27 protein-coding genes and 1 tRNA gene are annotated in these 24,576 nt (G+C 68.7%); 25 read left to right on the top strand and 3 right to left on the bottom strand.

What is annotated here, in order from left to right; genetic code table 11:
• Positions 1 to 96: 96 nt before the first annotated feature.
• The 14 genes from EV683_RS12895 to EV683_RS12820 all read left to right on the top strand — a co-directional run bounded on the left by EV683_RS12895 (position 97) and on the right by EV683_RS12820 (position 11,745).
• Positions 97 to 288, top strand: coding sequence for a hypothetical protein (locus EV683_RS12895; RefSeq protein WP_131863053.1), 192 nt, complete (start codon positions 97 to 99; stop codon positions 286 to 288).
• The gene (locus tag EV683_RS12890; RefSeq protein ID WP_131863052.1) at positions 285 to 635 is read left to right on the top strand and encodes a hypothetical protein; all 351 of its coding nucleotides are present in this window, start codon (positions 285 to 287) and stop codon (positions 633 to 635) included. The genes EV683_RS12895 and EV683_RS12890 overlap by 4 nt, the downstream gene beginning before the upstream one ends.
• An 82-nt stretch (positions 636 to 717) precedes the next feature.
• Positions 718 to 888, top strand: a complete 171-nt coding sequence (locus EV683_RS12885) for an acetyltransferase (protein WP_131863051.1) — start codon at positions 718 to 720, stop codon at positions 886 to 888.
• Positions 885 to 1,250 carry a type II toxin-antitoxin system death-on-curing family toxin gene (locus tag EV683_RS12880; protein ID WP_131863050.1) on the top strand — a complete coding sequence of 122 codons (366 nt, stop codon included), beginning with the start codon at positions 885 to 887 and terminating at the stop codon, positions 1,248 to 1,250. Before EV683_RS12885 ends, EV683_RS12880 begins: the two co-directional genes overlap by 4 nt.
• A 440-nt stretch (positions 1,251 to 1,690) precedes the next feature.
• A complete protein-coding gene (locus tag EV683_RS12875; RefSeq protein ID WP_131863049.1) occupies positions 1,691 to 1,933 on the top strand; it encodes a DUF4224 domain-containing protein in 243 nt (80 codons plus the stop codon).
• A 44-nt stretch (positions 1,934 to 1,977) separates the two neighbouring features.
• Entirely contained in the window at positions 1,978 to 3,021 is a 1,044-nt protein-coding gene (locus tag EV683_RS12870) for a tyrosine-type recombinase/integrase (protein ID WP_165916839.1), read from the top strand.
• Between the two features lie 361 nt (positions 3,022 to 3,382).
• A complete protein-coding gene (locus EV683_RS12860; RefSeq protein WP_165916838.1) occupies positions 3,383 to 4,087 on the top strand; it encodes a substrate-binding periplasmic protein in 705 nt (234 codons plus the stop codon).
• Between the two features lie 169 nt (positions 4,088 to 4,256).
• The gene (locus EV683_RS12850; protein WP_279432284.1) at positions 4,257 to 7,199 is read left to right on the top strand and encodes a DNA translocase FtsK; all 2,943 of its coding nucleotides are present in this window, start codon (positions 4,257 to 4,259) and stop codon (positions 7,197 to 7,199) included.
• A gap of 349 nt (positions 7,200 to 7,548) precedes the next feature.
• Positions 7,549 to 7,695: a hypothetical protein gene (locus tag EV683_RS12845; RefSeq protein WP_156485848.1), complete on the top strand. Its 147-nt coding sequence runs from the start codon at positions 7,549 to 7,551 to the stop codon at positions 7,693 to 7,695.
• Positions 7,696 to 7,842: 147 nt separating this feature from the next.
• The gene (locus tag EV683_RS14730) at positions 7,843 to 8,301 is read left to right on the top strand and encodes a type IV pilin protein (RefSeq protein WP_131863045.1); all 459 of its coding nucleotides are present in this window, start codon (positions 7,843 to 7,845) and stop codon (positions 8,299 to 8,301) included.
• Positions 8,295 to 8,762 carry a pilus assembly FimT family protein gene (locus EV683_RS12835; RefSeq protein ID WP_131863044.1) on the top strand — a complete coding sequence of 156 codons (468 nt, stop codon included), beginning with the start codon at positions 8,295 to 8,297 and terminating at the stop codon, positions 8,760 to 8,762. The genes EV683_RS14730 and EV683_RS12835 overlap by 7 nt, the downstream gene beginning before the upstream one ends.
• Complete coding sequence (locus tag EV683_RS12830; RefSeq protein WP_165916836.1) at positions 8,740 to 9,153, top strand: PulJ/GspJ family protein; 414 nt, start codon at positions 8,740 to 8,742, stop codon at positions 9,151 to 9,153. Before EV683_RS12835 ends, EV683_RS12830 begins: the two co-directional genes overlap by 23 nt.
• 4 nt (positions 9,154 to 9,157) lie before the next feature.
• A complete protein-coding gene (locus EV683_RS12825) occupies positions 9,158 to 9,871 on the top strand; it encodes a PilW family protein (RefSeq protein WP_131863042.1) in 714 nt (237 codons plus the stop codon).
• 5 nt (positions 9,872 to 9,876) lie between these two features.
• Positions 9,877 to 11,745, top strand: coding sequence for a hypothetical protein (locus tag EV683_RS12820; RefSeq protein ID WP_131863041.1), 1,869 nt, complete (start codon positions 9,877 to 9,879; stop codon positions 11,743 to 11,745).
• Positions 11,746 to 11,752: 7 nt separating this feature from the next.
• Here EV683_RS12820 and EV683_RS12815 read toward each other — a convergent pair whose 3' ends face one another.
• Both EV683_RS12815 and moaA read right to left on the bottom strand, forming a co-directional pair.
• On the bottom strand, positions 11,753 to 11,980 hold the full coding sequence (locus EV683_RS12815) for a hypothetical protein (RefSeq protein ID WP_066610049.1): 228 nt from the start codon (positions 11,978 to 11,980) through the stop codon (positions 11,753 to 11,755).
• 200 nt (positions 11,981 to 12,180) lie between these two features.
• Positions 12,181 to 13,155, bottom strand: a complete 975-nt coding sequence (moaA, locus tag EV683_RS12810) for a GTP 3',8-cyclase MoaA (protein ID WP_066610050.1) — start codon at positions 13,153 to 13,155, stop codon at positions 12,181 to 12,183.
• 206 nt (positions 13,156 to 13,361) lie between these two features.
• Here moaA and EV683_RS12805 point away from each other — a divergent pair, with 206 nt between their 5' ends.
• Positions 13,362 to 13,940 (top strand): LexA family protein, encoded by a 579-nt coding sequence (locus EV683_RS12805; protein WP_066610052.1) that lies wholly within the window; start codon positions 13,362 to 13,364, stop codon positions 13,938 to 13,940.
• Between the two features lie 12 nt (positions 13,941 to 13,952).
• Positions 13,953 to 14,117 (top strand): hypothetical protein, encoded by a 165-nt coding sequence (locus EV683_RS14325; RefSeq protein ID WP_156485850.1) that lies wholly within the window; start codon positions 13,953 to 13,955, stop codon positions 14,115 to 14,117.
• Between the two features lie 91 nt (positions 14,118 to 14,208).
• On the opposite strand, the gene EV683_RS12800 is transcribed toward EV683_RS14325, so the two are convergent.
• Positions 14,209 to 15,162: a tRNA dihydrouridine synthase gene (locus EV683_RS12800; protein WP_131863040.1), complete on the bottom strand. Its 954-nt coding sequence runs from the start codon at positions 15,160 to 15,162 to the stop codon at positions 14,209 to 14,211.
• A 117-nt stretch (positions 15,163 to 15,279) separates the two neighbouring features.
• Here EV683_RS12800 and EV683_RS12795 point away from each other — a divergent pair, with 117 nt between their 5' ends.
• From EV683_RS12795 to EV683_RS12755, 9 genes are all read left to right on the top strand, one after another.
• Positions 15,280 to 16,320, top strand: coding sequence for an HD-GYP domain-containing protein (locus EV683_RS12795; protein WP_066610056.1), 1,041 nt, complete (start codon positions 15,280 to 15,282; stop codon positions 16,318 to 16,320).
• Complete coding sequence (locus tag EV683_RS12790) at positions 16,317 to 16,535, top strand: DUF1653 domain-containing protein (RefSeq protein ID WP_131863039.1); 219 nt, start codon at positions 16,317 to 16,319, stop codon at positions 16,533 to 16,535. Before EV683_RS12795 ends, EV683_RS12790 begins: the two co-directional genes overlap by 4 nt.
• 101 nt (positions 16,536 to 16,636) lie before the next feature.
• On the top strand, positions 16,637 to 17,560 hold the full coding sequence (locus EV683_RS12785; RefSeq protein WP_131863038.1) for a histone deacetylase family protein: 924 nt from the start codon (positions 16,637 to 16,639) through the stop codon (positions 17,558 to 17,560).
• A 36-nt stretch (positions 17,561 to 17,596) separates the two neighbouring features.
• A complete protein-coding gene (msrA, locus tag EV683_RS12780; RefSeq protein ID WP_131863037.1) occupies positions 17,597 to 18,130 on the top strand; it encodes a peptide-methionine (S)-S-oxide reductase MsrA in 534 nt (177 codons plus the stop codon).
• A gap of 205 nt (positions 18,131 to 18,335) precedes the next feature.
• Positions 18,336 to 20,597: an ATP-binding protein gene (locus tag EV683_RS12775; RefSeq protein WP_066610064.1), complete on the top strand. Its 2,262-nt coding sequence runs from the start codon at positions 18,336 to 18,338 to the stop codon at positions 20,595 to 20,597.
• Positions 20,594 to 21,232 (top strand): response regulator transcription factor, encoded by a 639-nt coding sequence (locus EV683_RS12770; RefSeq protein ID WP_131863036.1) that lies wholly within the window; start codon positions 20,594 to 20,596, stop codon positions 21,230 to 21,232. Before EV683_RS12775 ends, EV683_RS12770 begins: the two co-directional genes overlap by 4 nt.
• A 25-nt stretch (positions 21,233 to 21,257) precedes the next feature.
• The gene (locus EV683_RS12765) at positions 21,258 to 22,133 is read left to right on the top strand and encodes an NAD kinase (protein WP_131863035.1); all 876 of its coding nucleotides are present in this window, start codon (positions 21,258 to 21,260) and stop codon (positions 22,131 to 22,133) included.
• Between the two features lie 14 nt (positions 22,134 to 22,147).
• On the top strand, positions 22,148 to 23,809 hold the full coding sequence (gene recN / locus EV683_RS12760; RefSeq protein ID WP_131863034.1) for a DNA repair protein RecN: 1,662 nt from the start codon (positions 22,148 to 22,150) through the stop codon (positions 23,807 to 23,809).
• A 178-nt stretch (positions 23,810 to 23,987) separates the two neighbouring features.
• Positions 23,988 to 24,077: transfer RNA gene (locus EV683_RS12755), tRNA-Ser, on the top strand.
• Positions 24,078 to 24,576: the final 499 nt, after the last annotated feature.

Genomic DNA, 24,576 nt, shown 5'->3' with positions numbered 1-24,576 from the left:
CAGGCTTCCGCATGAGGGAACAAGCGGAGCAGGAGCAGAAATTTTTAACCGACTTTACCAAGTAGGTCTTGGCCCTAATCCTGGGGGCAGGTCAGCATGACCCTACCCCCATTCATCCGCCCCGGCGCCGGCAGCGCGCTGGGCGACGCCCGCCCCGACTGGAAATTCATCCGCGCGTTGATGGTGCTCTACTTCCTGCGTGGCCTCAGCTTCGCCGCCGGCGTGCTGCTTGTTGCCACGCTGTGGTGCGCGGCGATTCTGCCGATCGTGAGGGAGTTGCCGAAATGAGCCTGCTGACCGCCCACCAGATGCTGTACGCCGCGATTCGGCGCCAGACCGACGCCACCGCGCTGGCGCTGCGCTATGCCTGCGAAGACGTTACGCTCGAAAACACCCATACCCTAGCCCGGTTGGCCGAGACCCTGAAAAGGGAGGGCTTTACGGTGCAACCGACCGTGTCACTGGAGCCGACTCCACGCTACACGCTGTGGCTGCACCCGGGCGAGTGGCAGGCGGCGCAAGACACTATCCGCTGCTACGGCTTCGAGCCCGTCCAGGCGAGCGGCATCCAGCCCTACCTGCAACGCCCAGACCCGCCGATGCAGATCCGCATCGCGTGGCACGAGGAGCACTGACCGATGGCCGCAGCCGGAACCAAGCACGCCCGAACGATGCACGGGTATAATCAAAAAAACCGCTTTAGCCCAAGGAATGACGATGAGCACCGCCACCAAATCGTACGGCATCAAGATCAAGCACCGGCCCGCGCCCACCCCGCCGGCCGCCCTCTCGCTGCAAGGTGACGCCGGCGAGCGCGTGACGCTGGCTGCGGCCAAGCGGGTCTTCACCGCCCACAAAAAGGTCATCAAGGCCCTCGCCGACCGATGATCGACGCCCGCCTCGTCATCGACATTCACGACTTCATCCTGTCCGAAGAGCCGGGACTGCAAGGCCACCACGACCCCGGCCGGCTGGACGGCGCGCTGGCCCGCATCGATCACCGCATCGTCTACGACGGGCTCGACGACATCTACGAGATCGCCGCCATGTACGCCGTGGCGATCGCGCGCGGCCACTGCTTCAACGACGCCAACAAGCGCACCGCGCTGGTGACGGCGCTCACCTATCTCGACCTGCAAGGCATCAGCCTGACGCGCAGCGCCAAGTTGGAAGACATCATGGTCGACGTGGCGGAAGGCCGGCTCGAACCGGCCGAACTGGCCGACCTGTTCTACTCGCTAGCGCGCTGAGCAACGCTTGGCCGCCACCCGAACCGGGCCTACTCGGCTATCAAAACTCGCACCTGACCATTCAAAAGCATTGCAGCGCCAGCAATAAGCTCGGCCGACCTTGAACCGCCACCCGCCGCCCGCGCCTCGACAGCCGGGCGTTTCTTTTGCCGCCGAGCCCTCGGCCAACACTGGAGACCAGCCATGATCGTCCGCGCCGAACCGCTCCCCCTGCACCCTCGCCGCCCTCGGCCGCGAGGCGCTGGAGGATGCCGAGTGAGCGCCCAACCACGCAGCCCCACCGCAAACCCGCCTACCGCCCGAGCCAAACCCGCCGGGCGGTTTGCTTTTGCGAGAACGGCATGAACGAACAGGAAATGGACGCGTGGCGCCGGGCCAACCCCGGCACGCCACTGAACAGAACCGCCGCCCGCTGGGGCGGCGTTTGATTGGGAGAGAAGATGGAAGACGCCATCGTATCGTTCGAGGAGCTGAAGCGACTGTCCGGCTACAAGCTGGCAAAGCGGGTGTGCGAATGGCTGGAGGCGAACCGGATCCCGCACCTGAAAAGCGCCAGCGGCCGGCCTATCGTTTCGGCGGCGGTGTTCCGCCAGGCGCTGGGAGAACCGCTCGGCGACGCCCAGCCGCAACCCAGCACCCGTTCCATCAATCTTGATGCGCTGGACAGAGCCAGCACGAGGTAACCATGGCCAGACCGCGCCGCACGAACCGAGACCTGCCGCCGCGCATGTACCGCAAAAACGGGGCGTACTACTACGTCACCAAGGAAAACAAATGGATCCGGCTGTCGGCCGACTTGAACGAGGCCAAGCGCCGCTGGGTCGAGCTGGAGGCGCCCTGCCGGCTGCCGGCACAAGGCATGGCGGCGGTGTTCAACCGCTACGCGGTGGAAGTGCTGCCGGCCAAGGCGGCCAAGACGCGCAAGGAGCAGGAACGGCAGATCAAACTGCTCGAAGCGGCGTTTGGCGACTTCCGCCCGGACGAGATCAAGCCCGTGCACGTCGCGCAGTATCTGGACTACCGGGCGGCCAAGGGCGCGGCCGTGGCGGGCAACCGCGAAAAGGCGCTGCTGTCGCACGTGTTCACCATGGCGATGCGCTGGGGCATCGTGGAAACCAACCCCTGCCGGGGCGTGACCCGCAACAAGGAAGTGCCGCGCGACCGCTACGTCGGCGACGACGAGCTGCAGCGCTTTATCGCCTTCGCGCGCAACCTCCGGCACGGGATGCTGACCAAGCGCCAGGACGGCACGCGCCAGGCGACCGCCAAGGCGTACCACGAGCCCCTGGCGACCGGGCAGGTGGTGGCGGCCGCCATCGAGCTGGCCTACCTGGCCGCGCAACGTCGGCAGGACGTGCTGCGTCTGTCCTTCGACGCGATCCGTGACGACGGCCTGCTGGTCAGGCAACAGAAAACCCGTCACAGCCGGCCCGTCACCGTGCTGGTCGCGTGGGCGCCGAAGCTGCTCGAGGCCGTCGGCCGCGCCAAGGCCCTGCCCCGCCCGCCCCACAGCCGGCACCTTTTCGTGTCGAGCCGCACCGGCCAGCCCTACACCGACAGCGGCTTCAACGCCCTGGTCCAGAAAGTGATGCGGGCGTGGGAGGACGCCGGACACGAGCGTTTCCACTTCCACGACGTGCGCGCCAAAGGCGCGACCGACCTGCTCGATCAAGGCGAAGACGCCAAGAACACCACCGGCCACGCCGACGACACCATCCTGCATCGCGTCTACGATCGGCGCGCGATCCGCAGGGGCAAGGGCGTGAAATAAAACTGTCTAAAACCCCGTTTTAGACAAGGCTGGAACCCTTGCATTTTGGGGCGCGCACGGCTTGTCATCGACATAAATATTAGATAGTCCACCATCCGAAATGGCCGCCGTTATTGGCTTTCAGCCGTTTTAACTAACTGACTTGTAATCAGAAGGTCGAGGGTTCGACTCCTTTCGCCGGCACCAGATACGACGGGCCTTGCAGCGCTGCAAGGCCCGTTTGCTTTCGCCCCTCGCGGGCTTCGCGCGTTGACCGGCTGCGCTATCCCCAATTGCCGCTTGTCACGCGCTGCCCGACGATGTCGCAATGCACAAGCCATCGATTTTCCGCTTGCCGCCCCGCCTTTTCGCGGCAGGCGTCGTGTCGTGTCTGACCATGCTGCCCGCGTCGGCGGGGGAGCGGCTCGACCTGGCCACCGAAGAGTACCCGCCTTACCAGATGTCCGAGCGCGGCTTCGTCACCGGCTTCGTTTCGGACAAGCTGCGCGAGGCGCTCGGCCGTGCCGGGCTCGAGGCGCGTTTCGACGTTTTGCCGTGGAAACGCGCGCTGCAGTTCGCCGCCGCCCGGTCCGGGCAGTGCGTTTACTCGACCACGCGCACACCGGAACGCGCGGCGCGTTTCAAGTGGGTCGGGCCGCTGGCGCAGAGCGAGTGGGTGCTGTACGCGTTGGCCGAGCGACGCCTGAGCATCGCCCGCCTCGAGGATGCCCGGCCCTACCGGATCGGCAGCTACAACGGCGACGCACGCGACACTTATCTGCGCGAACGCGGCTATACGGTGGAAACCGCGCTCGACGACCTGAGCAACCCGCAGAAGCTGCTCAGCGGACGGATCGACCTCTGGGTCACCGACCGCTATTCGACCAACCGCTTCGTGCAGCAGAACGGCTGGCGCGACAGCATCGTCCCCGTGCTGCGCTTCCGGCGCGTCGACCTCTACCTGGCCTGCCACCCGGCGACGCCCGACGCGACGCTGCAACGCCTGCAGGCTGCGCTCGACGCGATGCGTCAGGACGGCACGGCGGCACGCATAGAACAGCGCTACGCCAACTGGCCTGAGCGCTGAAACGCGGGACGGCACGGGTGACTCGGCCCGGCCGGCTCGAGCGCGCCATGCCGCTGCCGGACAGCCACGCGCGGCGCGTTTCCGCGCGGCGCCGACCCCGCTACAATGCCCCTCTTCGGCCGCAGCCATCCTCGATCGCTGCGCCGCGTGTAACCGAAACGAACTCTGGATGTCGACCGTGTGGGCTGTGCTGTTTTTGCTGGTATTAATGGGGGTGGCCGCCGGCGTCGTGTGGCTGGAAGCGACCGGCCGTACCGCGCTGCGCAAAGCGCTGCGGCGTTACTGGGCCGGGGAGTCGCTGGACGACGGTCCGGACTGGATGGCGGCATCGGCCGCGCCGCCCGCTCCCGCCGAGCCGCCCCGCCGCGTCGCCGCGCCGCAGCCGACGCCCGCGGCCCTCGCCCCGCCCAAGGCACCGGCCGCCATCCCGTCGGGCAGCCCCGTCGAGCTCGCCCGCTCGCGCACCCCGTCACCCGACACGGCGCCGCGCGCGCTGCCGCCGGTCGACATCGACCGTGACGCCCTGAAAAAGCGCTACCAGCCCAGCAAGGAGCGGCCGGCGGATGCGGCGCCGCTGCCGACGATCGAGCTGTCCGAACTGCGCGACAACCTCAGCAACGCCTGGCGCCAGCAGCGCCGCCGCCGCGCGCCCCTGGGGGGCGACACGGCCAGGCAAGGCGACGCGTTGCCGCTCGTCGACCCGAACGAGGTCAAGGCCAGCCTGCGCCAGTTGCACGGCCACCGGCTCAAGGGTGCCGCGCCCGAAAGCAGCGTGTCGCGCATTCTGGCGAGGGAGGCCGCGCCGGCGGGCAAGCCTGCGCCCGTCGTGCCGCTCCGGACACAGCCGTCCCGCACGGCGACGTCCACGCCGCGCCCCGCGCCGTCGGCCGCGCACACCCCTGCCTCGCCTCCGTCGCGCCCCGCCGCCGCGGCGACCGCGCCCATCGCGCCTCAACCGGGTTTCGCCGAGAAGATGCGCGAGGCGCGCGCCGAACAGCTCAAGCCGGCGCCACCCGAAGCCGCCACGGCCGTCGCGGCGCCGCTTCCTCTGATCGAGTCCGCCGCCGGCGCAGCGCAGCCGCTGGAGCGCCCTGCCGCGGAACGTGCCGAACAGGTCGAGGCCGCCACCGTGAACGCGTCGGATGCCGCCGGCTCGGCCAACCCCTCCCCCGACATCCCGATCGATGCGCCCCATTCCGCGGTGTCCGCGCCCCAAAAGCCCCCTTCGCTCGAGGCGGCTTCGGTGCCCGGTCCAGCCGCCACCGACGCCGCAGCCAAGGCCGTCACGGTCGCGCCCCTCGACGTCCCGCCCCCCGCCGAGGCGGCTGCCGTCCCTGTCGCGCATATCGCGGCGCCCGCGGTCGAACCGCCGGCCACGACGTTGGCCGAACCCGCCCCCGCGACGGCACCGACCCTGCCGTGGACGCTGATCGAGGAAAAGCCGGCGGCAACACAGGCGACGTCGCCGCGCCCCTTGGCGTGGACCTTGATCGACGACGACACCGAAAGCCCGCGCGGCGCCACGCCCCCTGACGAGACGCCCCCGGTCGCCGCGCCGCAGACCGAGCCCACGCCGGCCGAACCGCCCGCCCCCCAGCAGCACGCGGCGCTGCCCGTGGTGTACGGCGACGCCTGCCTGCCGCCGCTCGAACTGCTGCAGCCGGCGTCGGCGGCGCAGGAGGCCTGCTCGCAGGACATGCTGATCGAGCGCGGCATCGTGATCGAGGAGAAGTGCGCCGAGTTCAAGGTCAAGGTCAGCGTGGTCGACGCCTACGCCGGCCCGGTGATCACCCGCTACGAGGTCGAGCCAGCGGTCGGCGTGCGCGGCAACCAGGTGGTCAACCTGATGAAGGACCTGTCGCGCGCGCTCGGCCTGGCGTCGATCCGCGTGGTCGAGACCATCCCCGGCAAGACCTGCATGGGGCTCGAATTGCCGAACCCGGTGCGGCAGATGATCCGCCTGTCCGAGATCCTGTCGGCCGAGGTGTTCCAGGGGTCGAACTCGCTGCTGACGATGGCGCTGGGCAAAGACATCACCGGCGAGCCGGTGGTGATGGATCTGGCCAAGGCGCCGCACCTCTTGGTCGCCGGCACCACCGGTTCGGGCAAGTCGGTCGGCGTCAACGCGATGATCCTGTCGCTGCTGTACAAGGCCTCGCCCGACCAGGTGCGCTTCATCATGATCGACCCGAAGATGCTGGAACTGTCGGTCTACAACGACATCCCGCACCTGTTGGCGCCGGTGGTCACCGACATGAAGCTCGCCGCCAACGCGCTCAACTGGTGCGTCGGCGAGATGGAGCGCCGCTACCGGCTGATGAGCGCGCTCGGCGTGCGCAACCTCGCCGGTTACAACGAAAAGGTGCTCAAGGCCGAGGAAGACGGCCGCCGCCTGAGCAACCCGTTCACGCTGACGCCGGACAACCCCGAGCCGCTGGCGCCGCTGCCCTTCATCGTCGTGGTGGTCGACGAGTTCGCCGACCTGATGATGGTCGCGGGCAAGAAGATCGAGGAGCTGATCGCGCAGCTGGCGCAGAAGGCGCGTGCCGCCGGCATCCACCTGATCCTCGCCACGCAGCGCCCGTCGGTCGACGTGATCACCGGCCTGATCAAGGCCAACATCCCGACCCGGATCGCCTTCCAAGTGTCGAGCAAGGTGGATTCCCGCACCATCCTCGACCAGATGGGCGCCGAGAGCCTGCTCGGTCAGGGCGACATGCTGTTCCTGCCGCCGGGCACCGGCTACCCGCAGCGCGTGCACGGCGCCTTCGTCACCGACGCCGAGGTGCACGCGGTGGTCGAGCACCTGAAGCAGTTCGGCGAGCCCGACTACGTCGAGGGTCTTCTGACTGGCGAAGCCGAGGCCGACGAGGAATCGGCCGCCGCCGCGCAGAGCGGTCGAGGCGCGAGCGAGGCCGACCCGCTGTACGACGAGGCGGTCGAGATCGTCATGCGCACGCGCAAGGCGTCGATCTCGTCGGTGCAGCGCCACCTGCGCATCGGCTACAACCGCGCCGCGCGCCTGATCGAGCAGATGGAGGAAGCCGGCCTGGTGTCGGCGATGGAGAGCAACGGCAACCGTACCGTGCTGGTGCCGGAGCGCACTTACTGACGCCGGCGCGCGACCGCCCCTGGTCGGCCGGGCCCCCGTCGGGCGCGGCGCTCGTCATCCCGGGCCTTGCCGTGCGGCAAGGCCTTTTTCGTGCGCGACCGCCGGTCGTGTCGCGTCGGTGCAACGGCCGCGGCCGCAGCGGCCTATGCTGGAAGAAATGGCGAAACGGTAACAATCGTATCCGATGATGGACTCGCCGGCCTCCGACGCTTTGCGGCGCGGTCCGGCGCTTTGCGCCATCGATCGGCCACTCCCCTTCCCGGGCGACCGGAACAGACGGCCGCCGGAAGGACCACAGGGAGGATTGATTGTGATTAGCCACGACCAGAAGCATCGCGATCGCATCTACTTGATTCAGTCCCTGCACAACCGCAGCCTCTGCGGCAGCCCGATGCAGACGCCGGCCGACTGTCGCAACGCCGCCGCGCGTCGCCAGCGCGAGGCGATCGAATCGGTGCTCGACGCCATCTTCGGCTCGCGCGACGCACGACGCTGAGCCGCCCGCTGCGGTTTGCCCCGGGCTGCGCTCGCCCACTCCGCGCAGCAAGCCCTTGCCCGGTTCGTGCCGCCGGCGGGCTGGCCTACCCGTGCCGGCGCGGTTAGAATCTGCCGAATTAACACTTTCGATTTTACAAGCAGATTTATGCCTTTCGCATGCCAAGGACAGCGCCACCGCGAACGGCTGTCCGGCTTCACCCTGATCGAACTCCTCGTCGTCGTCGCCGTGCTCGGCATCCTCGCCGCGGTCGCGCTGCCGACCTACCGCGAGTACGTCACACGCAGTCACGCCCGGACGGCTTCGGCCGACCTGGTCGCGCTCGGCCTGAACTTCGAAAACTACTACCAGCTGAAGCTGCAATACCCGACCGGCAACGCGTCGAACACCGCCGCCGTCCAGGCCCTGCTCGGCGCGAACGCGTCGGCGGCCGCCTGGTCGCCGGCGCAGCAGGGTCTATTCGTGTTCTCGGCCGTCTCGAGTGCCAGCGGCTACACTTTGACCGCGACCGGCGCCTCGGGCGGGTCGATGCAGGGCTGTCAGCTCTCGCTGAACAGCGCCAACGCACGCAGCGCAACCTCGCCCTGCGGATTCACCTCATGGTAAGGCAGGTCCGGCGGGGCTTCACGCTGGTCGAAACCGCCATCGTGCTGGCGCTGCTCGCGCTGCTGGCCCTTCTGATCGTTCCGCTGGGCACTGGCTGGGCCGATTCGGCCAACGTCCGGCAGGCGCACAGCGCGCTGCTCGGCGCGGTCGCGCGCGCCAAGGCGCACGCGCTGCGCAACGCGTCGGCGGCGAACTCGGGAGCGCCGGCCGCGCTGCTCGTCGTGTCCGGCGGCACGCTGTGCGTGCACGACGGTACGCCGGCCTCGCTCGGCTGCGCGAACGCCGCCTGGTCGACGCCGCTTTCGGCCGAGGTCAGGCTGGCCGGACAGAGCACGCATTGCGTGGCCTTCGGCAGCCATGGCCTGCCGCTGGCCGCTACGGTCGGCGGCACCGCCTGTGCGCAAGCGCCGGCCTACATCGTCACGAAAGGCAGCCAGAGTGTCACCGGCACCCTCATCTGAACACGGACGCCGTGCGCAGCGCGGCCTGACGCTGCTCGAGGCGCTCGTCGCGCTGTTCCTGACCGCCGTGCTCGGCCTGGGGCTCGGTTTCGCCGCGATGAACGTCGCCGGCGCGCAAAAGACGCTGAACGCGCAAAACCTGACGCTCGGCAAGATGCGGGCGATGCTGGCGTCCGCGCCGCTGTGCGCTGGCGCCAACGCGTCGGCCGCACAGCTGCACGACCTGACCGCGTCGCAGAACATCACTATCCAGTACCAATGCACGGTCCAGAGCGTCACCGTCCAGGCGCAGGGTGCGGCGGGCACGGTGACGGCCAGCACCACGGTGCCGGCGCTGACCGCCTCGTCGGGCACCCTGCTCGGACCGGGCACCCTGCGCGTGGAGCCCTGACATCATGAACAAGCAAGCGCCACACGGCTTTTCCCTGGTCGAGCTGATGGTCGGGCTGACGCTGTCGCTCGTCGTCGTGCTCGGCCTGTTCGCGCTGTACCGCAACGCGACCCGCACGACCTTCGGTCCCGGCGGCGCGGCGCCGAGCGCCGAGCTCGACGCCCAGCTGAACAACGGCCTGCTGGCGGCGCAGCTCAGCCTGCAGGGGGCCGGGTTCGGCATCGCCTCGGCCAGCTCGGCCAACCATCTGCTGCTCGTCCGCGACGCCAGCATGGCCGTGTCGAACAACCAGATGACCGTAGCCTCGGGCAGCACGGTGGCGATCGGCGTCGTTGCGGCGGCGGGCAACGCGCTGCTGTGGCAAAGCAACCCGCTCCAGGCGTCGGCGAGCAGCGCCTACGTATGCCAAGGGCTGTACGTTAACCGGAAAACCCACGCCGTCTACCGGCTGGAACGGCCGTCGTGCAGCAACCTCGCCGCACAGTGGAGCGGCGGCCAATGGACGGCGAACACGCTGATCGCGCCGAACCTGCTCGACGCCAGCCAGGCGTTGTCGATCACGGTCGGCAACGCCGCCAGTTGCTGGCCGTTCGGCGCCTCGGCCAACGCCTCGGGCCTTGCCACCGTCGGCAAGGTCCAGGTCATCCTGTCCTACGGCAACAGCACGCGCGACTCGGCGAACAGCTACGCGATCTGCCTGCCCAACTTCGCCTCGTGACGACCATGCGCCCGACGACTCCCCCATTCCCGTCCCGCCAGAAGGGCATCGCCGCCGTGCTGACCGTGCTATTGGTCGGCATGTCGCTGTCGGCGGTGGTGTTCAACGCGATGAACAAGGTCGGCGGCGCGCAGGAGGCGGCGCAGACGCTGCACGCGGTCACGCAGGCGCAGGTGAAGGCCTGGAACGGCGCCGAATGGGTGCGCCAGTATCTGCTCGGCGTCGGCGCCGCCGAGGCGAAGAAGCTGCAGCCGGGCTCGACCTTCACCTTCGGCGGCAGCGCGGCGAGCGGCGTCTCGGCCCAGGTGGTGTCGGCCGTCGCCGACGCGAGCGGCAGCACCTTGACCGTCAACGTCGCCGCCAGCAGCGGCGGTGCGGTGTCGACGGTGCAGCTCGTCTACCGGGTAGAGGGCGGCGCGGCGGGCGGCGGCGGCACCAGCGGCCCGGACCAGGTCATCACGCTGAGCAAGGATCTCAACCTCAGCGGTTCGGTGACGGTCAACGGCGGCAAGAACGCGGTTTTCAACGTCAAGGGCAACGTGACGCTGACCGGCAGCGTCGCGGGCATCGAGACGGTCAACGCGACCGGCAAGGTTACCGCAGGCGGCAGCCAGGCCATCCAGACCATCAACGCCAACGACGACGTCTCGCTGAGCAACGGCAGCTACGGCACCGTCAACACGTTGGGCAACGTCACGACCAGCGGCGGCACGACGGTCGTCGTCATCAACGCGAACAAGGCGGTGACCTTCGCCGGCAGCAGCGCGACGACGATCAACGCGATCGGCAACGTGACGATCTCGAACGGCGGCAGCAAGGTGGCCAACGTCAACACCCAGGGCAGCCTGCTGACCAAGACCAGCAGCCCGATCGCCAGCCTGCTGGCGCAGGGCAACCTCACCGTCGACGGCTGGGGCGGGCCGATCCAGGGCAAGGTCGGCGGCACGGCGAGCTACAACGCGAGCAACAAGGACATCAAGGTCAGCGTCGTGCCCGGGCTCAAGGTACCGATCACGCCGGTCTCGGCGGTCACCGTCACGCAGACCAAGGTCGACGCCTACGACTACCGCTCGGCCGCCAACTACGCGTTCGACTTCGACGCGCAGAACCGCATCGTCGTCACCGTCAACAACGTCGCCAGCATCCCGAACGGCACTTACTTTCTCGGCTCGACCGTGCTCAACGGCTCGACGGTGTACAACTATCTATGTACCGCCGTCGACGGCTCGGGCCGCTGCACGGCGACGCCGGTGGCGAAGATCTGCCAGGGCTATTCCGACCAGAACAACTGTTTCGCGGGTTCGAGCAAAGACAATTGGCTGCTGAACGGCACCACGCTGGCGCCCGGCGTGGTGTGGTTCAAGGGCAAGCTGACCGCCGGCAACGGCATTTACTACAACAGCTTCATCGCCAGCGGCGACATCGAAACCAGCGGCAGTCATTCGACCACGGCGGTCAACTACGCCGGCTACGCGAAGATCTGCCAGAACGGCACCTTCTCCGGCCTCTACCCGAGCAACTTCTGCGACCTGTCCGCCGGCAAGCTGACCCCGAGTCCGGCCGGCAACATCGCCTTCCTCGCCGGCGGCTACGTCAACGGCGTGTTCTCGGGTGGCCAGATCAAGCTCGGCGCGTCGAACGCCGTCTACGGCAGCGTGCTGGCCGGCGACACGCTGACGACCAGCGGCAGCACCACCATCCACGGCTACATCACCGTCGCCAACCAGGGCAGAGGCACCAGCAACAACTGGGGCAACAGCACGACCATCAACCTGAGCAACCTGCCGTCCACCTTCACGCCGGGCGACACCTCGACGACGCCCTCCAGCGGCGGCGCGACCACGGTCAGGGTGTTGTGGACGCGCTATCTGTAAGCGGCGCTCAGACCGGCGGCGAGAAGTAGACCAGGTCCTCGGCGTGCGGCACGGCGGCGTCGCGGCAGGCCTGCGCCAGCCGGATCAGCTGTTCGGGCGCCAGCGCGGCGAACTCGTCCGCGCCGAGGGTCTGCTCGATGAACTCGGGCGCCGTCACGTAGGTCCGGGTACGACCGCCGAAGGCGTCGCACAAGGTATAGAGCCCGTCCGGGCCCGGCGTCAGCGATATGGACATCAGGATCTCCTGGCAAGGAAAAGCCCACAGTATAGGCGTCGCAGCGGCGCCAGGTTATGACAAATATCTATCTAGCCGCGACTCCCGCCGCAGGCGGGCGGCGCGAAAGCGGCCCCGCGAGTCCCCACCCCATAACCCAGAAAAGGACAAGGCAGGCGAAACGCCTGCCTTGCGAAGCGAGTCGGCGTTGGCCGAGGGGCTCAGCCGCCGGTCATCGACATGAAGCGCACGATCTTGTCCGGCTTCTCGCGGAATTCGTGCTTCTCCGGCTTGAGTTCGATCGCCGCGCGGATCGCCGCCTCGAGCTCGGCGTCGCTGCAGCCGGCGCGCAACAGCGGGCGCAGCTCGTAGCGCTCCTCCTGGCCGAGGCACATGTACAGCGTGCCGTCGACCGACAGCCGCACGCGGTTGCAGGTCGCGCAGAAGTGCTGCGAGATCGGCGTGATCACGCCGAGCGTGAAGCCGCCGTCCGGCGTGCTCCAGTAGCGCGCCGGCCCGCCGCCGAGCTCGGCCGACTGCGGCACGAGGCCGAAGCGCTCGCGCAGCGCGGGCAGCACGGTCTGCAGGTCGAGGTAGTGCGCGTTGCGGCCGGTGTCGCCCATCGGCATCGCCTCGATCAGCCGCAGCACGAAGCCGTGCTCGATACAGAAGCCGACCATCGCCTCGATGTCGCCGTCGTTGACGCCGCGCATCGCGACCATATTCAGCTTGATCGGCGCGAAGCCGGCGTCCTTGGCCGCCATCAGGCCGTCCATGATCGCCGGCAGGCTGTCGCGGCCGGTGATGTCGGCCATGCAGTCGCGCCGCAGCGAGTCGAGGCTGATGTTGAGCCGGCTGACGCCGGCGTCCTTCAGCGCCTGCGCGTGCCGTGCCAGTTGTGTGGCGTTGGTGGTCAGCGACAGGTCGGTCAGCCCGGGCAGCGCCGACAGCCGGCCGGCCAGCTCGGGCAGGTTGCGACGCAGCAGCGGTTCGCCGCCGGTCAGGCGCACGCGGCGCGTGCCCAGGCGCGCGAACGCGCCGATCACCCGTTCGATCTCGTCGAAGGTGAGCCAGTTTTCCGGCTCCTCGAAGCCCTTGAAGCCCTTCGGGATGCAGTAGCTGCAGCGGAGGTCGCAGCGGTCTGTCACCGAGAGCCTGACGTACTCGATGGTACGTCCGAAGCGGTCAGCCAGCATGATGGGTTCTGCCCGTCCCTGTCGTTCTAATGGTTCCTCCTGATTGTAACGGGAAGCCCCGTCGAAAGCACCCGGCTTGTGAACAGGGGTATTGCCCCCGTCAATAATGACAAACGCTTGGTTTGCCGGGTGCACAGCGAAGGCGCTTGCCGCGCGCATTGATATCGTACACAATCAAATGGAACGAGCAGCAAAGGACAGAAATCATGAGCCAAGGCGGCAGACGCGAAGGCGCAGGACGCAAGCCGCGCTTCGAGGGCGACAAGACGGTGGCGGTGCGCATTCCCGAGCGGCTGCGCCCGGTGCTCGATGCGTGGCTGGAAGACTACCGGCAGCTGCTATCGGTAAAAAGCGCCGACGTCAGCAATCTGCGCGTACTCAGCGAACAACTGTCGGACCTGTCGCTGCCGCTGTTCGCCAGCCGCGTGCCGGCGGGCTTGCCGGCGCCGGCCGACGACCTCAAGGAGGCCGGCATCGACCTGAACGCCCTGCTGGTCGAGCGCCCGCAGGCGACCTTCCTCGTCACCGTGCAGGGCGACTCCATGGTCAACGCCGGCATCCACGACGGCGACCTGTTGCTGGTCGACCGCTCGATCGAGGCGCGCCCGGGCAAGGTCGTCGTCGCGGTGATCGACGGCGAGCTGACGGTCAAGCGCCTCGAGCGCGACGGCGAGCGCGTGTGGCTGATGCCGGAAAACCCGGCCTACCGGCCGATCCCGGTGCCGGAAGACGCCGCTTTCTTCATTTGGGGGGTGGTCACCAACGTGATCCACCCGATGAAATAAGGAGGAGTGAACATGGCCAGTGCCCGCAACATCCCGACCGTCCCCGACGCGATGAAAATGAAGTTCCGCGACTGGCGCCGCCTGCCGCGCTCCTTCCGCACCGTCAGCCAGGGCCGCCCGCAAGTCTTGGTCTCGCGCACCGGCCGCGACTTTTTCGTGCCGGTCGAGTTCGTCTGAGCCGTAGCACAAGCAAAACGACGGGCCGGTACGCCGGCCCGTTCCTGTTGCAGCCGCCGCACCGCCGCGGCGGCACGACGCAACTGACGCATCAGCGTTCGCGTCGCGCCGCCGCCAGTGCGTCGGCGACCGCCGCCGCCTCGCGCAGCGTGCGGATGCACGCGAAGAATTCGTCGGCCTCCGGATGGCGGCGCTTGAGTTGGCCGAGCCACTGCTTGAGCCGCGCGACCGCGTAGTGCTCGGCCTCGGCGCGGCACAGCGCAAAGAAATCCTCCAGCCACGGCAACAGCGCCGGCCAGGCGAGCGGCTCGCCCTCCACCCCTTGCGCGGCGGCACGGATCTGGCCGGCCAGCCCCGGGTCGGCGACCAGGCCGCGCCCGACCATCACCGCGTCGCAGCCGCTCTCGGCGCGGATCGCGCGCCAGTCATCGACCGTCCACACCTCGCCGTTGGCGACCACCGGCAGACTGACCGCCTCGCGCAGGCGCGCGATCCAGTGCCAGTGCGCCGGCGGCTTGTAACCCTCGACCTTGGTGCGCGCGTGCACCGTCAACAGCGCCGCGCCGGCCGATTCGATCGCGTGCGCGCAATCGAAGGCGCGCGAGGTATCGGCGTAGCCGAGCCGCATCTTCGCGCTGACCGGGACCGCCGCCGGCACCGCGTCGCGCACCGCCTTGACGATCTGGTGGATCAGCTCGGGCTCGTCGAGCAGCACCGCGCCGCCACGGTGGCGGTTGACGGTCGGTGCCGGGCAGCCGAAGTTGAGGTCGATCGCCGGCGCGCCAAGCGCGGCCGCGCGCACCGCGTTCTCGGCCAGCCAGCCGGGCTCGGAGCCGAGCAGCTGCACGCTGACCGGCGCGCCGCCGCGCGTCTTGCCGCCGGCGCGCAGCTCGGGGCACAGGCGCAGGAAGGTGCGCGCCGGCAGCAAGGTGTCGGTGACGCGCACGAACTCGGTCACCGCCTCGTCGATGCCGCCGACGCGGGTCAGCACGTCGCGCATGATCGGATCGGCCAAGCCTTGCATCGGGGCGAGGATCAACTTCATGTCGGGGTCCGGACAGGAAAACCCGGCATTGTACACCGTGTCGCGGGCCGTCCCGGCTTGCCGTGCGGCGGGCAGATGACCTTTAATTGGGCATACGCTGCCCATAAGGAATAAAAAATGGATTTCGAATTGCCAAGCAGCCTGTTCGTGCGTAATCGCATTTTACAGGACGGGCCGGGGCGCTTTTTTCTCGAACCATCGTTCCGGGCCGAACTGCTCGAGCAGCGTCCGCTGCTGAATCTGCCGCCGCTGCCGCCACGCGGCGCGGCGGCGCTCGAGGAAATGCCGGCGCTCGCCAGCCACCTGTCCGCCCTGCTGCTGCTCGGTCCCGGTCTGCTCGACCTGGCCGGGCTGTTCGCGCCGCTGGTCGAACGCATCGTCGAGGTCGAGCGGCGCTCGCCCGACGGCGGCGTCGCCGCGATGCTGCTGTGCCCGTGGCAGGACTACACCGCCCACCATTCGCTGTGCGTCGCGCTCTTGGCCTGCCGCTTCGCGCGCGCGCTCGGCTACGCCGACGAGGATCGCGACCGCCTGGTGATGGCCGCGCTGACGATGAACCTCGGCGCGGCCCGACTGCACAACGAGATGGCGCGCCAGGAGTCGCCGCCCTCGTCGCTACAGCGCCTCAACCTGCAACTGCATCCGCTGATCAGCTCGGCGCTGTTGCGCGAAGGCGGCGTCGAGGACGACAATCTGCACGCGCTGGTGCTGTCGCACCACGAGCGGCTCGACGGCCGCGGCTATCCCTTCGGCCTCGCCGAAGAGGCCATCGTGCCGTCCGCCCACCTGCTGCACCTGCTCGACGTGGTGGTCGCCAAGCTGACGCCGCGCAGCTACCGCAGCCGGATGACGCCGCGCGCCACGCTGACCCAGCTCTACCAGCAGACGCACGAGCCCTTCGCGCCGCAGTACGTGTCGCTGCTGGTCAGGACACTGGGTGTGTTCCCGTCCGGCAGCTTCGTCGAGCTCGAGAACGGCCAGACCGCCGTCGTCGTCGAGCAGACCGGACACGCGACCACGCCGCGCGTCGCCCCGCTCAGCCGCGGCGCCCGCCTGCTCGAGACGACCGCGCCGGGCCAGCGCATCCGGCGCGACGTCACGCTCAAGGTCGGCGAGCGCCACCTGCCCCTGTTCATCCCCTTCTGGAGACTGGAATGACCCAGCCCGTCGCCGGCATCTACCGGCACTACAAAGGCGAACTGTACGAGGTGATCGGCCTCGCCCGGCACTCTGAGAGCGAAGAGCCGCTGGTCGTCTACCGCGCGTTGTACGGCGACTTCGGCCTCTGGGTCCGCCCTGCGGCGATGTTCGACGAAAGCGTCAGCGTCGACGGCTGCGCGCAGCCGCGCTTCGCATTGGTCAAGGCTTTCTAGCTCCCGCCGCCGCGCGCTTGACAAGGTCCCGCCCACCATCCCGAGGTCTTGCCACAAGCCCGCTCAGGCTTGAGCGCGACACCCGTTTACCTCCCCTTGCGATGCGCATCTACCGTACCGATCGCTTCACCCTGCCGCTGCCGGACCGGCAGCGCTTTCCCGTCTGCAAATACCGCATGTTGGCCGAAGCCGTTGCCGCCTTCGCCGCCGCTCGGATGGAAGAGGCGCCGGCCGCCACCTTCGCCGAGCTGACCCGCGTCCACGCGCCCGACTATGTGCGCGGCGTGTTCGACGGCTCCTTGCCGTCGGCGCGCTGGCGCGAGATCGGCTTTCCGTGGTCGCCCGAGTTGGCCGAGCGTTCGGCGCGTTCGGTCGGCGCGACCGTCGCCGCGGCGCGCAGCGCGCTTGTCGACGGCGTCGGCGTCAACCTCGCCGGCGGCACGCACCACGCGGCCGTCGCGCACGGCAGCGGCTTTTGCGTGTTCAACGACGTCGCCGTCGCCGCGCGGCTGATGCTCGACGAGGGCCGCGTACGCCGCGTGCTGGTGATCGACCTCGACGTGCACCAAGGCAACGGCACCGCGGCGATCTTCCGCGACGAGGCGCGCGTATTCACCTTCTCGATGCACGGCGAGAAGAACTTCCCCTTCCGCAAGGTGGCCGGCGACTGGGACATCGACCTGCCCGACGCGATCGGCGACGCCGACTACCTGACCACCCTCGACGACGCGTTGCCGGCGCTGTTCGCGCGCGCGCGGCCCGACCTGGTGTTCTACCTGGCCGGCGCCGACCCCTACCAGGGCGACCGGCTCGGCCGGCTCGGCCTGAGCATGCACGGCCTGGCCGAGCGCGATCGCCGGGTGATCGACGCCTGCCGCGCGCACGGCGTCGCGCTGGCGGTCGCGATGGCCGGCGGCTACGCCGAGCCGATCGCCGACACCGTCGCCATCCAGACGCATACCGTGCGGCTCGCGCTGGGGCTGGACTGTCCGATACTGTCAGCACGCGGCGGCCCGGCCGACTGAGCGACCGACGCCCCCCCGAAACCGAGGAGAACCATCATGACCCCTGTCGCGACCTTCGCCGGCGGCTGCTTCTGGTGCCTGGAGGCCGCCTTCCGGCGGCTCGCCGGCGTCCGGCGCGTCGTCTCCGGCTACACCGGCGGCCACCTGCCCGACCCGGACTACCGCGCCGTCTGCGGCGGCGACACCGGCCACGCCGAAGCCGTGCGGATCGAATACGACCCGGCCACGATCGACTACCCGACGCTGCTCGAGGTCTTCTTCGCGCTGCACGACCCGACCACCCTGAACCGCCAGGGCCACGACGTCGGCACCCAGTACCGCTCGGCGATCTACTTCCACGACGACGCGCAGCGCGACACGGCGCGCGCGGCGATCGCCGCGCTCGATGCATCCGGCCGTTTCGCCGATCCCGTCGTCACCGAACTGGCGCCCGCGTCGACCTTCTACCCGGCCGAGGACGAGCACCAGGGCTATTTCGACGCCCACCCCTACGCCCCCTACTGCCAGGCGGTGATCACGCCCAAACTGCGCAAGCTGCTCGGCGACTTCCCCGACCGTCTGGCAAAATAGGGACCGTAGCGCCCCGCACCGGACGGCGCGCCAATTTAAGTTCAAATAACTAATTGAAACTAAAAACTAACGACAAAAACATGACTTGGCGCCGTCTCGCCACCCCGTCCGCCGCCCGGCCCCGTCCACCGCGCACGACGCCCGCCGGGGGAGGCGCGTGAGGACGGGGCCTGCCGTCGGCCGCGGCGAAGCGCCGACCGGGCGCTTGCGCGCCCACCTGGCGCTGCTGCGCGAGCTGCCCGCCAGGCGCTGGCTGCTCGTGCTGCTGCTGTGGCTGGCACTCGGCGGTGCGCTCGCGCTGTTCGGCCATACGCTGGTGCTCGAGCGCCACCGCGAGGGCTTCGAGCAGACCGCGCGCCAGATCAAGCAGGAACTCGAATCGCGGCTGAAGGTCGGCGAGACGCTGCTGTTCGGCCTCAGCGAGATGCTCGGCTACCACCCCGGGCTCAGCGTCGACCGTTTCTACAACTACGCCCTCGAAGCGTCGCGCCGCTATCCCTTCATCTACACGATGAGCTATCTGCCGCGCGTCGGTGCCAACGAACGCGCCGCCTTCGAGCAAAGCCTGCCGCTGACCGACCCGAGCGCCCCCTACATCAAGGACCACCCGATGGCGATCGCCAACGACTGGCGCAACCGTCGCGGTTGGGTGCCCGCGCCGCCGCGCGCGCTCTACTATCCGTGGCTGATCGCCGCGCCGGCGCTGGCCAAGGAGGACGACGCGCTGACCGGCTTCGACATGCTGAACGACCGCCTGTTCGGACCGGTCTTGCAGAAGGCCTTCCGCAGCGGCGAAACCGAGGTCACCACGCCGTTCGTGATGATGAACGGCGAAACGGCGCTCGGTTACGCGCGTGCGATCTACCACACCACGCCACCGCCCGAGGAGCCCGAGCAACGCACGCAGCAGGCCAGCGGCGCGGTAGTGCTGATGGTGCGCGTCAACGGCCTGCTCGAACAGCATTACCCGCCCAGCAGCCGCATCAGCGTCAGCCTGTCGCTGTACGGCGACGCGCCGACGCCGCTGGAAAAGACCCTGTACCAGGGCACGCCCTCGGCCAACCCCAGCTCGCTCGAGGTCTTGCTGCTGCCGCGGCTGAGCATGCGGCTGCCGGTCGACGTGCCCTACTTCCCCTACGAGCTCGTCATCGAGGAACAGGTCCCCGAAGGCGTGATCCAGCCCAGCATCCTGCTCGCGGCGCTCGCCTTCTCCGGCCTGCTCGCCTACCTGAGCGCGGTGGTGATGGCGCAGAACATCCGCACCCACCGCCACCACGAGGACGCGGTCGACGACCTGTACCGCGAGCGCGGCCACGCGATGGTGACGTTGCAGGCGATCAACGACGCGGTGCTGACCGTCGACACCCAGATGCGGGTGCGCTACCTGAACCCGATGGCGGTCAAGCTGCTCGGCGTCGAGCCCGAGCAGACCGTCGGCCGTCCGGTCTACCAGACCATGCAGCTGCGCTACGAATTCGCGCGCCAGGCGGTCGCCGACCCCATCGTGCTGTGCCTGCAGCGCGGCCAGGCCGTCGATCTCGCCGAGAACTGCGTGCTGGCGCCGCCCGACCGCGAGACGCTGTTGATCGAGGGCAGCGTCTCGCCGCTGTTCGACCGCAGCGGCGAACTGTTCGGCGCGGTGATGGCCTTCCGCAACACCGCGCCGCTGCGCCAGCGCATGCTCGAGGCGCTCGAAGCGAGCGAGAAGCGGCTGCGCCAGCACGAGGTCGAGCTGGCGCGCGTCGCCCGCCTCAACACCATGGGCGAGATGGCGTCGGGCATCGCGCACGAGCTGAACCAGCCGCTGTCGGCCATCGTCAGCTACTGCCAGGCGGCGCTCAGCCTGCTCGGCGACGACGACCCGCCCAAGGAAATGGTGGTCAAGGCGCTACATTCGTCGATGACCCAGGCCGAGCGCGCCGGCCAGATCATCCAGCGCCTGAGGGCCTTCGTCACCAAGTCGCAGCAACAATGGGTGCCGGTCGACCTGAACCTGTCGGTCGGCAACGTGCTGAGCCTCGCCGAGTACGACCTGCGCACCAGCCAGATCCACGTCCGCACCCACCTCGCCCCCGGCCTGCCGCTGGTGTTCGCCGACACGATCCAGATCGAGCAGGTCATCCTCAACCTGCTGCGCAACGCGATCGACGCGGTCCAGACGCGCTCGGACTGGGGCGAGCTGACGCTGGAGACCAGCCTGGTACAGGACAAGGTCTGCCTGAGCGTGCGCGACAACGGCTGCGGCCTGCCCGACGAGGTGCTCGACCACCTGTTCGATCCCTTCTTCACCACCAAGCAGCACGGCATGGGGCTGGGGCTTACCATTTGTCACAGCATTGTGGAATCATTCGGGGGGCGGCTCTTTGCGCGCAACCGCCTCGAAGGCGGCGCCGAATTCCGCATCGAGCTGCCCCGGCTGTCCCCGGGACACTTCGCCCAGCAAGCGGCGAGCGAAAGAACAATATGACAACAACGCAAACCCCGACCGTATTCATCGTCGACGACGACCCCGCGGTGCGCGACTCGCTGGAAATGCTGGTCGCCGCGCAAGGCCTGCAGGTCAGCGGCTTTCCGAACGCGCAAAGCTTCCTGCAGCACTACCGGAACGGCGAGATCGGCTGCCTGGTGCTCGACATCCGCATGCCGCAGATCACTGGGCTGGCGCTGCAGGAGATGCTGTGCGCGCGCAATATGCAGCTGCCGATCCTGTTCATCACCGGCCACGGCGACGTCGAGGAGTGCAGCCGCGCCTTCCGCAACGGCGCGATCGACTTCCTGACCAAGCCGGTCGACCCGCTGCGCCTGCTCGACGGCCTCAAGCGCGGCATCCGCATGTGCATCCAGCAACACGAGCAGCGCGCCGAGACCGAGGAGGTGCTGAACCAGCTCGCGCGCATCAGCCCGCGCGAGCGCGAGGTACTCGACCTGATCGCCGACGGGCTGTCGAGCAAGGAGATCGCGCAGCAGCTGCACCTGTCGCCGCGCACCGTCGACGTGCACCGCGCCAACCTGTTCGACAAGCTCAACGTCCATTCGCTGGCCGACCTGATCCGCTTCTACCTGCGCGCGCTCGAGGCCACCGGCAAGAAACGCCCGGAATGAGCCGGGCAGCCATTACAATCACGCCATGCAAACCCTGTTCAAGAAAGTCGGGCTGGTCGCCCGGCACAGCAAACCCCACATCGTCGTCTCGCTGCGCGCGCTGGCCGATCACCTGGCCGGCAACGGCATCACGGTGTTCATCGACCGCGACAGCGCCACGCCCGAGGAAGCCGGCCCGCACCAGCTGATCGACCGCGCCGACCTGGGCAAGGTGGTCGACCTGGCCGTGGTGCTCGGCGGCGACGGCACCATGCTGTCGATCGCGCGCCTTCTGGCGCCCTACCGCGTGCCGCTGGTCGGCATCAACCAGGGCCGGCTCGGCTTCATGACCGACATCCCGCTGCACGAGATGGAGTCGTCGGTCGACGCCATCCTCGCCGGCGAATTCCTGCCCGAGGAGCGCATCCTGCTGTCGGCGTCGGTGATCCGCGAGGACGCCGAGGTCGCGCAGGCGCTGGCGCTGAACGACGTGGTGTTCAGCCGCGGCGCGGTCGGCTCGATGATCGAGTTCGAAATCTTCATCGACAACCAGTTCGTCTACAGCCAGCGCTCGGACGGCCTGATCGTGTCGACGCCGACCGGCTCGACCGCCTACTCGCTCGCCTCCGGCGGCCCCATCCTGCACCCGACGCTGCAGGCGATCGCGCTGGTGCCGATCTGCCCGCAATCGATGAGCAACCGCCCGATCGCGGTCAACGACGACTGCGAGGTCGAGTTCATGCTCACGCGCGGCCTGGACGCGCGCGTGCACTTCGACGGCCAGTCGCATTTCGACCTGATGGAAATGGACCGCGTGCTGATCCGCCGCCACCGCAACCCGCTGCGCCTCTTGCACCCGGTCGGCTACAACTACTACGACATGCTCCGGCACAAGCTGCACTGGGGCGAACGACTGCTCTGAATAGAACCTGCGCCATGCTGCTCACGCTCTCGATCCGCGACTTCGTCATCGTCGACGCGCTGCAACTGGAATTCGGCCCCGGCTTCACCGTGCTCACCGGCGAGACCGGCGCCGGCAAATCCATCCTGCTCGACGCGCTGTCGCTGCTGCTCGGCGACCGCGCCGACGGCTCGCTGGTGCGCGAAGGCGCCGACCGGGCCGAACTGGCCGCCCACTTCGACATCGCCACCCTGCCCGACCTGGCCGCCTGGCTGGCCGACAACGCGCTCTCGGGCGACGACGGCGAACTCCTGCTTCGCCGGGTGATCGACAAGAACGGCCGCTCGCGCAACTTCATCAACGGCGAGTCGGCGACGCTCGGCCAACTGAAGACGGTCGGCGACTACCTGGTCGACATCCACGGCCAGCACGCGCACCAGTCGCTGGTCAAGGCCGACACGCAGCGCGAGCTGCTCGACGCCTACGCCGGCGCGCAGGCGCTCGCGCGCGACGTGCGCGCCGCCTGGGCCGACTGGCAGCAGGCGCGGCGCGCGCGCGAGGACGCCGAAAAGAGCTCGCGCGAATCCGAAGTCGAGCGCGAACGGCTGACCTGGCAGATCAACGAGTTGGCCGAGCTCGAGCTGCAGCCGGACGAGTGGAACGCGCTGAACCAGACGCACTCGCGGCTGGCGAACGCGGTCGAGCTGGTGCAGACGACGCAACTGGCGGTCGACGCGCTGTCGGAAATGGACGGCAACTGCCTGTCCGTCCTCGCGCAGGTGCAGGGCCGGCTCGGCAAGCTCGCCGGCCTCGACCCGCGGCTGGCCGACACGCTGGCGCTGCTCGACTCGGTCGACGCCGAGCTGCGCGAGGTGGTCTACAGCCTGCGCGACTACGCCGGCGGCGTCGACGAGGACCCGCAAAGCCTGGTCGAGGTCGAGGCGCGCATCGACACGCTGATGCGCATGGCGCGCAAGTACCGCGTGCAGCCGGCCGACCTGCCGGAAAAGCTCGACGACTGGCAGCGCCAGCTGGCCGCGCTCGAAGCCTCGGCCGACCTCGACGCGCTCGCGCGCGCCGAGGCCTCGCACCTGGCGCGCTTTCGCAGCCTCGCCGAGGCGCTGTCGGGCAAACGCCGCCAGGCGGCCAGCGAGCTGTCCGCGCGCATCGCCGAACAGATGCAGTCGCTCGCGATGGGCGGCGCGCGCTTCGCGATCGAACTGGCGCCGCAGTCCGACCCGTCGGCCAACGGCCTCGAGTCGGTCGAATACCTGGTCGCGGCCAACGCCGGCACCAGCCTCAGGCCGCTGGCCAAGGTCGCCTCGGGCGGCGAGCTGTCGCGCATCAGCCTCGCGCTGCAGGTGGTGACCAGCCAGATCGCCAGCGTGCCGACGCTGATCTTCGACGAGGTCGACGTCGGCATCGGCGGCCGCGTCGCCGAGGTGGTCGGCCGCCTGCTCAAGCAGCTCGGCCAACGTTACCAGGTGCTGTGCATCACCCACCTGCCGCAGGTCGCCTCGTGCGGCGACGCGCACTGGCAGGTCGAGAAGCGCAGCGAGGCCGGCCGCGTCAGCAGCCGCATCCGCCCGCTCGACGAGCACGCGCGCGTCGAGGAATTGGCGCGCATGCTCGGCGGCGCCGAAATCACCGACACCACGCGCCAGCACGCGGCCGAGATGCTGACCGCCAACACCTGAGGCGACCGCCGCGGCTAGCCAGCGCGGCGTTTTTCCGCTAGTATGCCGCGAGGTTTTTTCGCGGAAGCGTGGCAGAGTGGTTTAATGCACCGGTCTTGAAAACCGATGAGTCAGGGCGGCAAGCCTTGATTTTTCTGGATGCGTTTCCGCGTGTCGGAAAATCGTTTCCGCGTTATCCGGAGGTGTGGCCGAGTGGTTTAAGGCACTGGTCTTGAAAACCAGCGACGGTTTGCGCCGTCCGTGAGTTCGAATCTCACCACCTCCGCCACAAACACGAATCGCCAGATGTACCGCCCAACGGGCCGTGCATCTGGCGATTTTCATTTGGCGGCGATCTACTCGCCGAGGTACTGCCAGTTTTCCGGGGTGGATCGATCTATTTGAACTGCTCATTTGAACTGCCCCGGACAGTCCGGGGCCATCTCGCGGTGTTATTTGCCCTTTCCTCTTGGTGGCGCATTGCCGCGCCCGCCACCCGAGGGGTTAGGCGTTGTGCTGGGCCAGTTCCCCCCGGGCCCCGGATGGCTGGACGGGCCGCGACCACCGCTACCGACTCCGCCTTTGCCTCCGCCTTGGCCGCCGCTGCTGCCTTTCGACATGACCTCCTCCTTCACGACTGCCGGTCATCTGCCCAACGGCGCCGCGCCGGCATGACGGCCCCGCCTCCCATTAAGAGCCGCTAACAAAACCGCTCGACAAAGCGTAAGCAGATCAAGGAACAAGCCAGCTTGAGCAAGGCGTAATGCGTGTCCAGCCGCCGCTCGAAG

It is taken from the genome of Crenobacter luteus (assembly GCF_004345725.1).
GTDB lineage: Bacteria > Pseudomonadota > Gammaproteobacteria > Burkholderiales > Chromobacteriaceae > Crenobacter > Crenobacter luteus.
The sequence above is the reverse complement of the archived record's forward strand: the minus strand, read 5'-3'. Positions and strand labels throughout refer to the sequence as shown.

What these genes read in the sequence shown, in the direction of transcription:
- EV683_RS12895 (WP_131863053.1), top strand. Translation starts at nt 97, where the DNA reads ATGACCCTACCCCCATTCATCCGCCCCGGCGCCGGCAGCGCGCTGGGC.
- EV683_RS12890 (WP_131863052.1), top strand. Translation starts at nt 285, where the DNA reads ATGAGCCTGCTGACCGCCCACCAGATGCTGTACGCCGCGATTCGGCGC.
- EV683_RS12885 (WP_131863051.1), top strand. Translation starts at nt 718, where the DNA reads ATGAGCACCGCCACCAAATCGTACGGCATCAAGATCAAGCACCGGCCC.
- EV683_RS12880 (WP_131863050.1), top strand. Translation starts at nt 885, where the DNA reads ATGATCGACGCCCGCCTCGTCATCGACATTCACGACTTCATCCTGTCC.
- EV683_RS12875 (WP_131863049.1), top strand. Translation starts at nt 1,691, where the DNA reads ATGGAAGACGCCATCGTATCGTTCGAGGAGCTGAAGCGACTGTCCGGC.
- EV683_RS12870 (WP_165916839.1), top strand. Translation starts at nt 1,978, where the DNA reads ATGTACCGCAAAAACGGGGCGTACTACTACGTCACCAAGGAAAACAAA.
- EV683_RS12850 (WP_279432284.1), top strand. Translation starts at nt 4,257, where the DNA reads ATGTCGACCGTGTGGGCTGTGCTGTTTTTGCTGGTATTAATGGGGGTG.
- EV683_RS14730 (WP_131863045.1), top strand. Translation starts at nt 7,843, where the DNA reads ATGCCTTTCGCATGCCAAGGACAGCGCCACCGCGAACGGCTGTCCGGC.
- EV683_RS12835 (WP_131863044.1), top strand. Translation starts at nt 8,295, where the DNA reads ATGGTAAGGCAGGTCCGGCGGGGCTTCACGCTGGTCGAAACCGCCATC.
- EV683_RS12825 (WP_131863042.1), top strand. Translation starts at nt 9,158, where the DNA reads ATGAACAAGCAAGCGCCACACGGCTTTTCCCTGGTCGAGCTGATGGTC.
- EV683_RS12820 (WP_131863041.1), top strand. Translation starts at nt 9,877, where the DNA reads ATGCGCCCGACGACTCCCCCATTCCCGTCCCGCCAGAAGGGCATCGCC.
- EV683_RS12815 (WP_066610049.1), bottom strand. Translation starts at nt 11,980, where the DNA reads ATGTCCATATCGCTGACGCCGGGCCCGGACGGGCTCTATACCTTGTGC.
- moaA (WP_066610050.1), bottom strand. Translation starts at nt 13,155, where the DNA reads ATGCTGGCTGACCGCTTCGGACGTACCATCGAGTACGTCAGGCTCTCG.
- EV683_RS12805 (WP_066610052.1), top strand. Translation starts at nt 13,362, where the DNA reads ATGAGCCAAGGCGGCAGACGCGAAGGCGCAGGACGCAAGCCGCGCTTC.
- EV683_RS14325 (WP_156485850.1), top strand. Translation starts at nt 13,953, where the DNA reads ATGGCCAGTGCCCGCAACATCCCGACCGTCCCCGACGCGATGAAAATG.
- EV683_RS12800 (WP_131863040.1), bottom strand. Translation starts at nt 15,162, where the DNA reads ATGAAGTTGATCCTCGCCCCGATGCAAGGCTTGGCCGATCCGATCATG.
- EV683_RS12795 (WP_066610056.1), top strand. Translation starts at nt 15,280, where the DNA reads ATGGATTTCGAATTGCCAAGCAGCCTGTTCGTGCGTAATCGCATTTTA.
- EV683_RS12790 (WP_131863039.1), top strand. Translation starts at nt 16,317, where the DNA reads ATGACCCAGCCCGTCGCCGGCATCTACCGGCACTACAAAGGCGAACTG.
- EV683_RS12785 (WP_131863038.1), top strand. Translation starts at nt 16,637, where the DNA reads ATGCGCATCTACCGTACCGATCGCTTCACCCTGCCGCTGCCGGACCGG.
- msrA (WP_131863037.1), top strand. Translation starts at nt 17,597, where the DNA reads ATGACCCCTGTCGCGACCTTCGCCGGCGGCTGCTTCTGGTGCCTGGAG.
- EV683_RS12770 (WP_131863036.1), top strand. Translation starts at nt 20,594, where the DNA reads ATGACAACAACGCAAACCCCGACCGTATTCATCGTCGACGACGACCCC.
- EV683_RS12765 (WP_131863035.1), top strand. Translation starts at nt 21,258, where the DNA reads ATGCAAACCCTGTTCAAGAAAGTCGGGCTGGTCGCCCGGCACAGCAAA.
- recN (WP_131863034.1), top strand. Translation starts at nt 22,148, where the DNA reads ATGCTGCTCACGCTCTCGATCCGCGACTTCGTCATCGTCGACGCGCTG.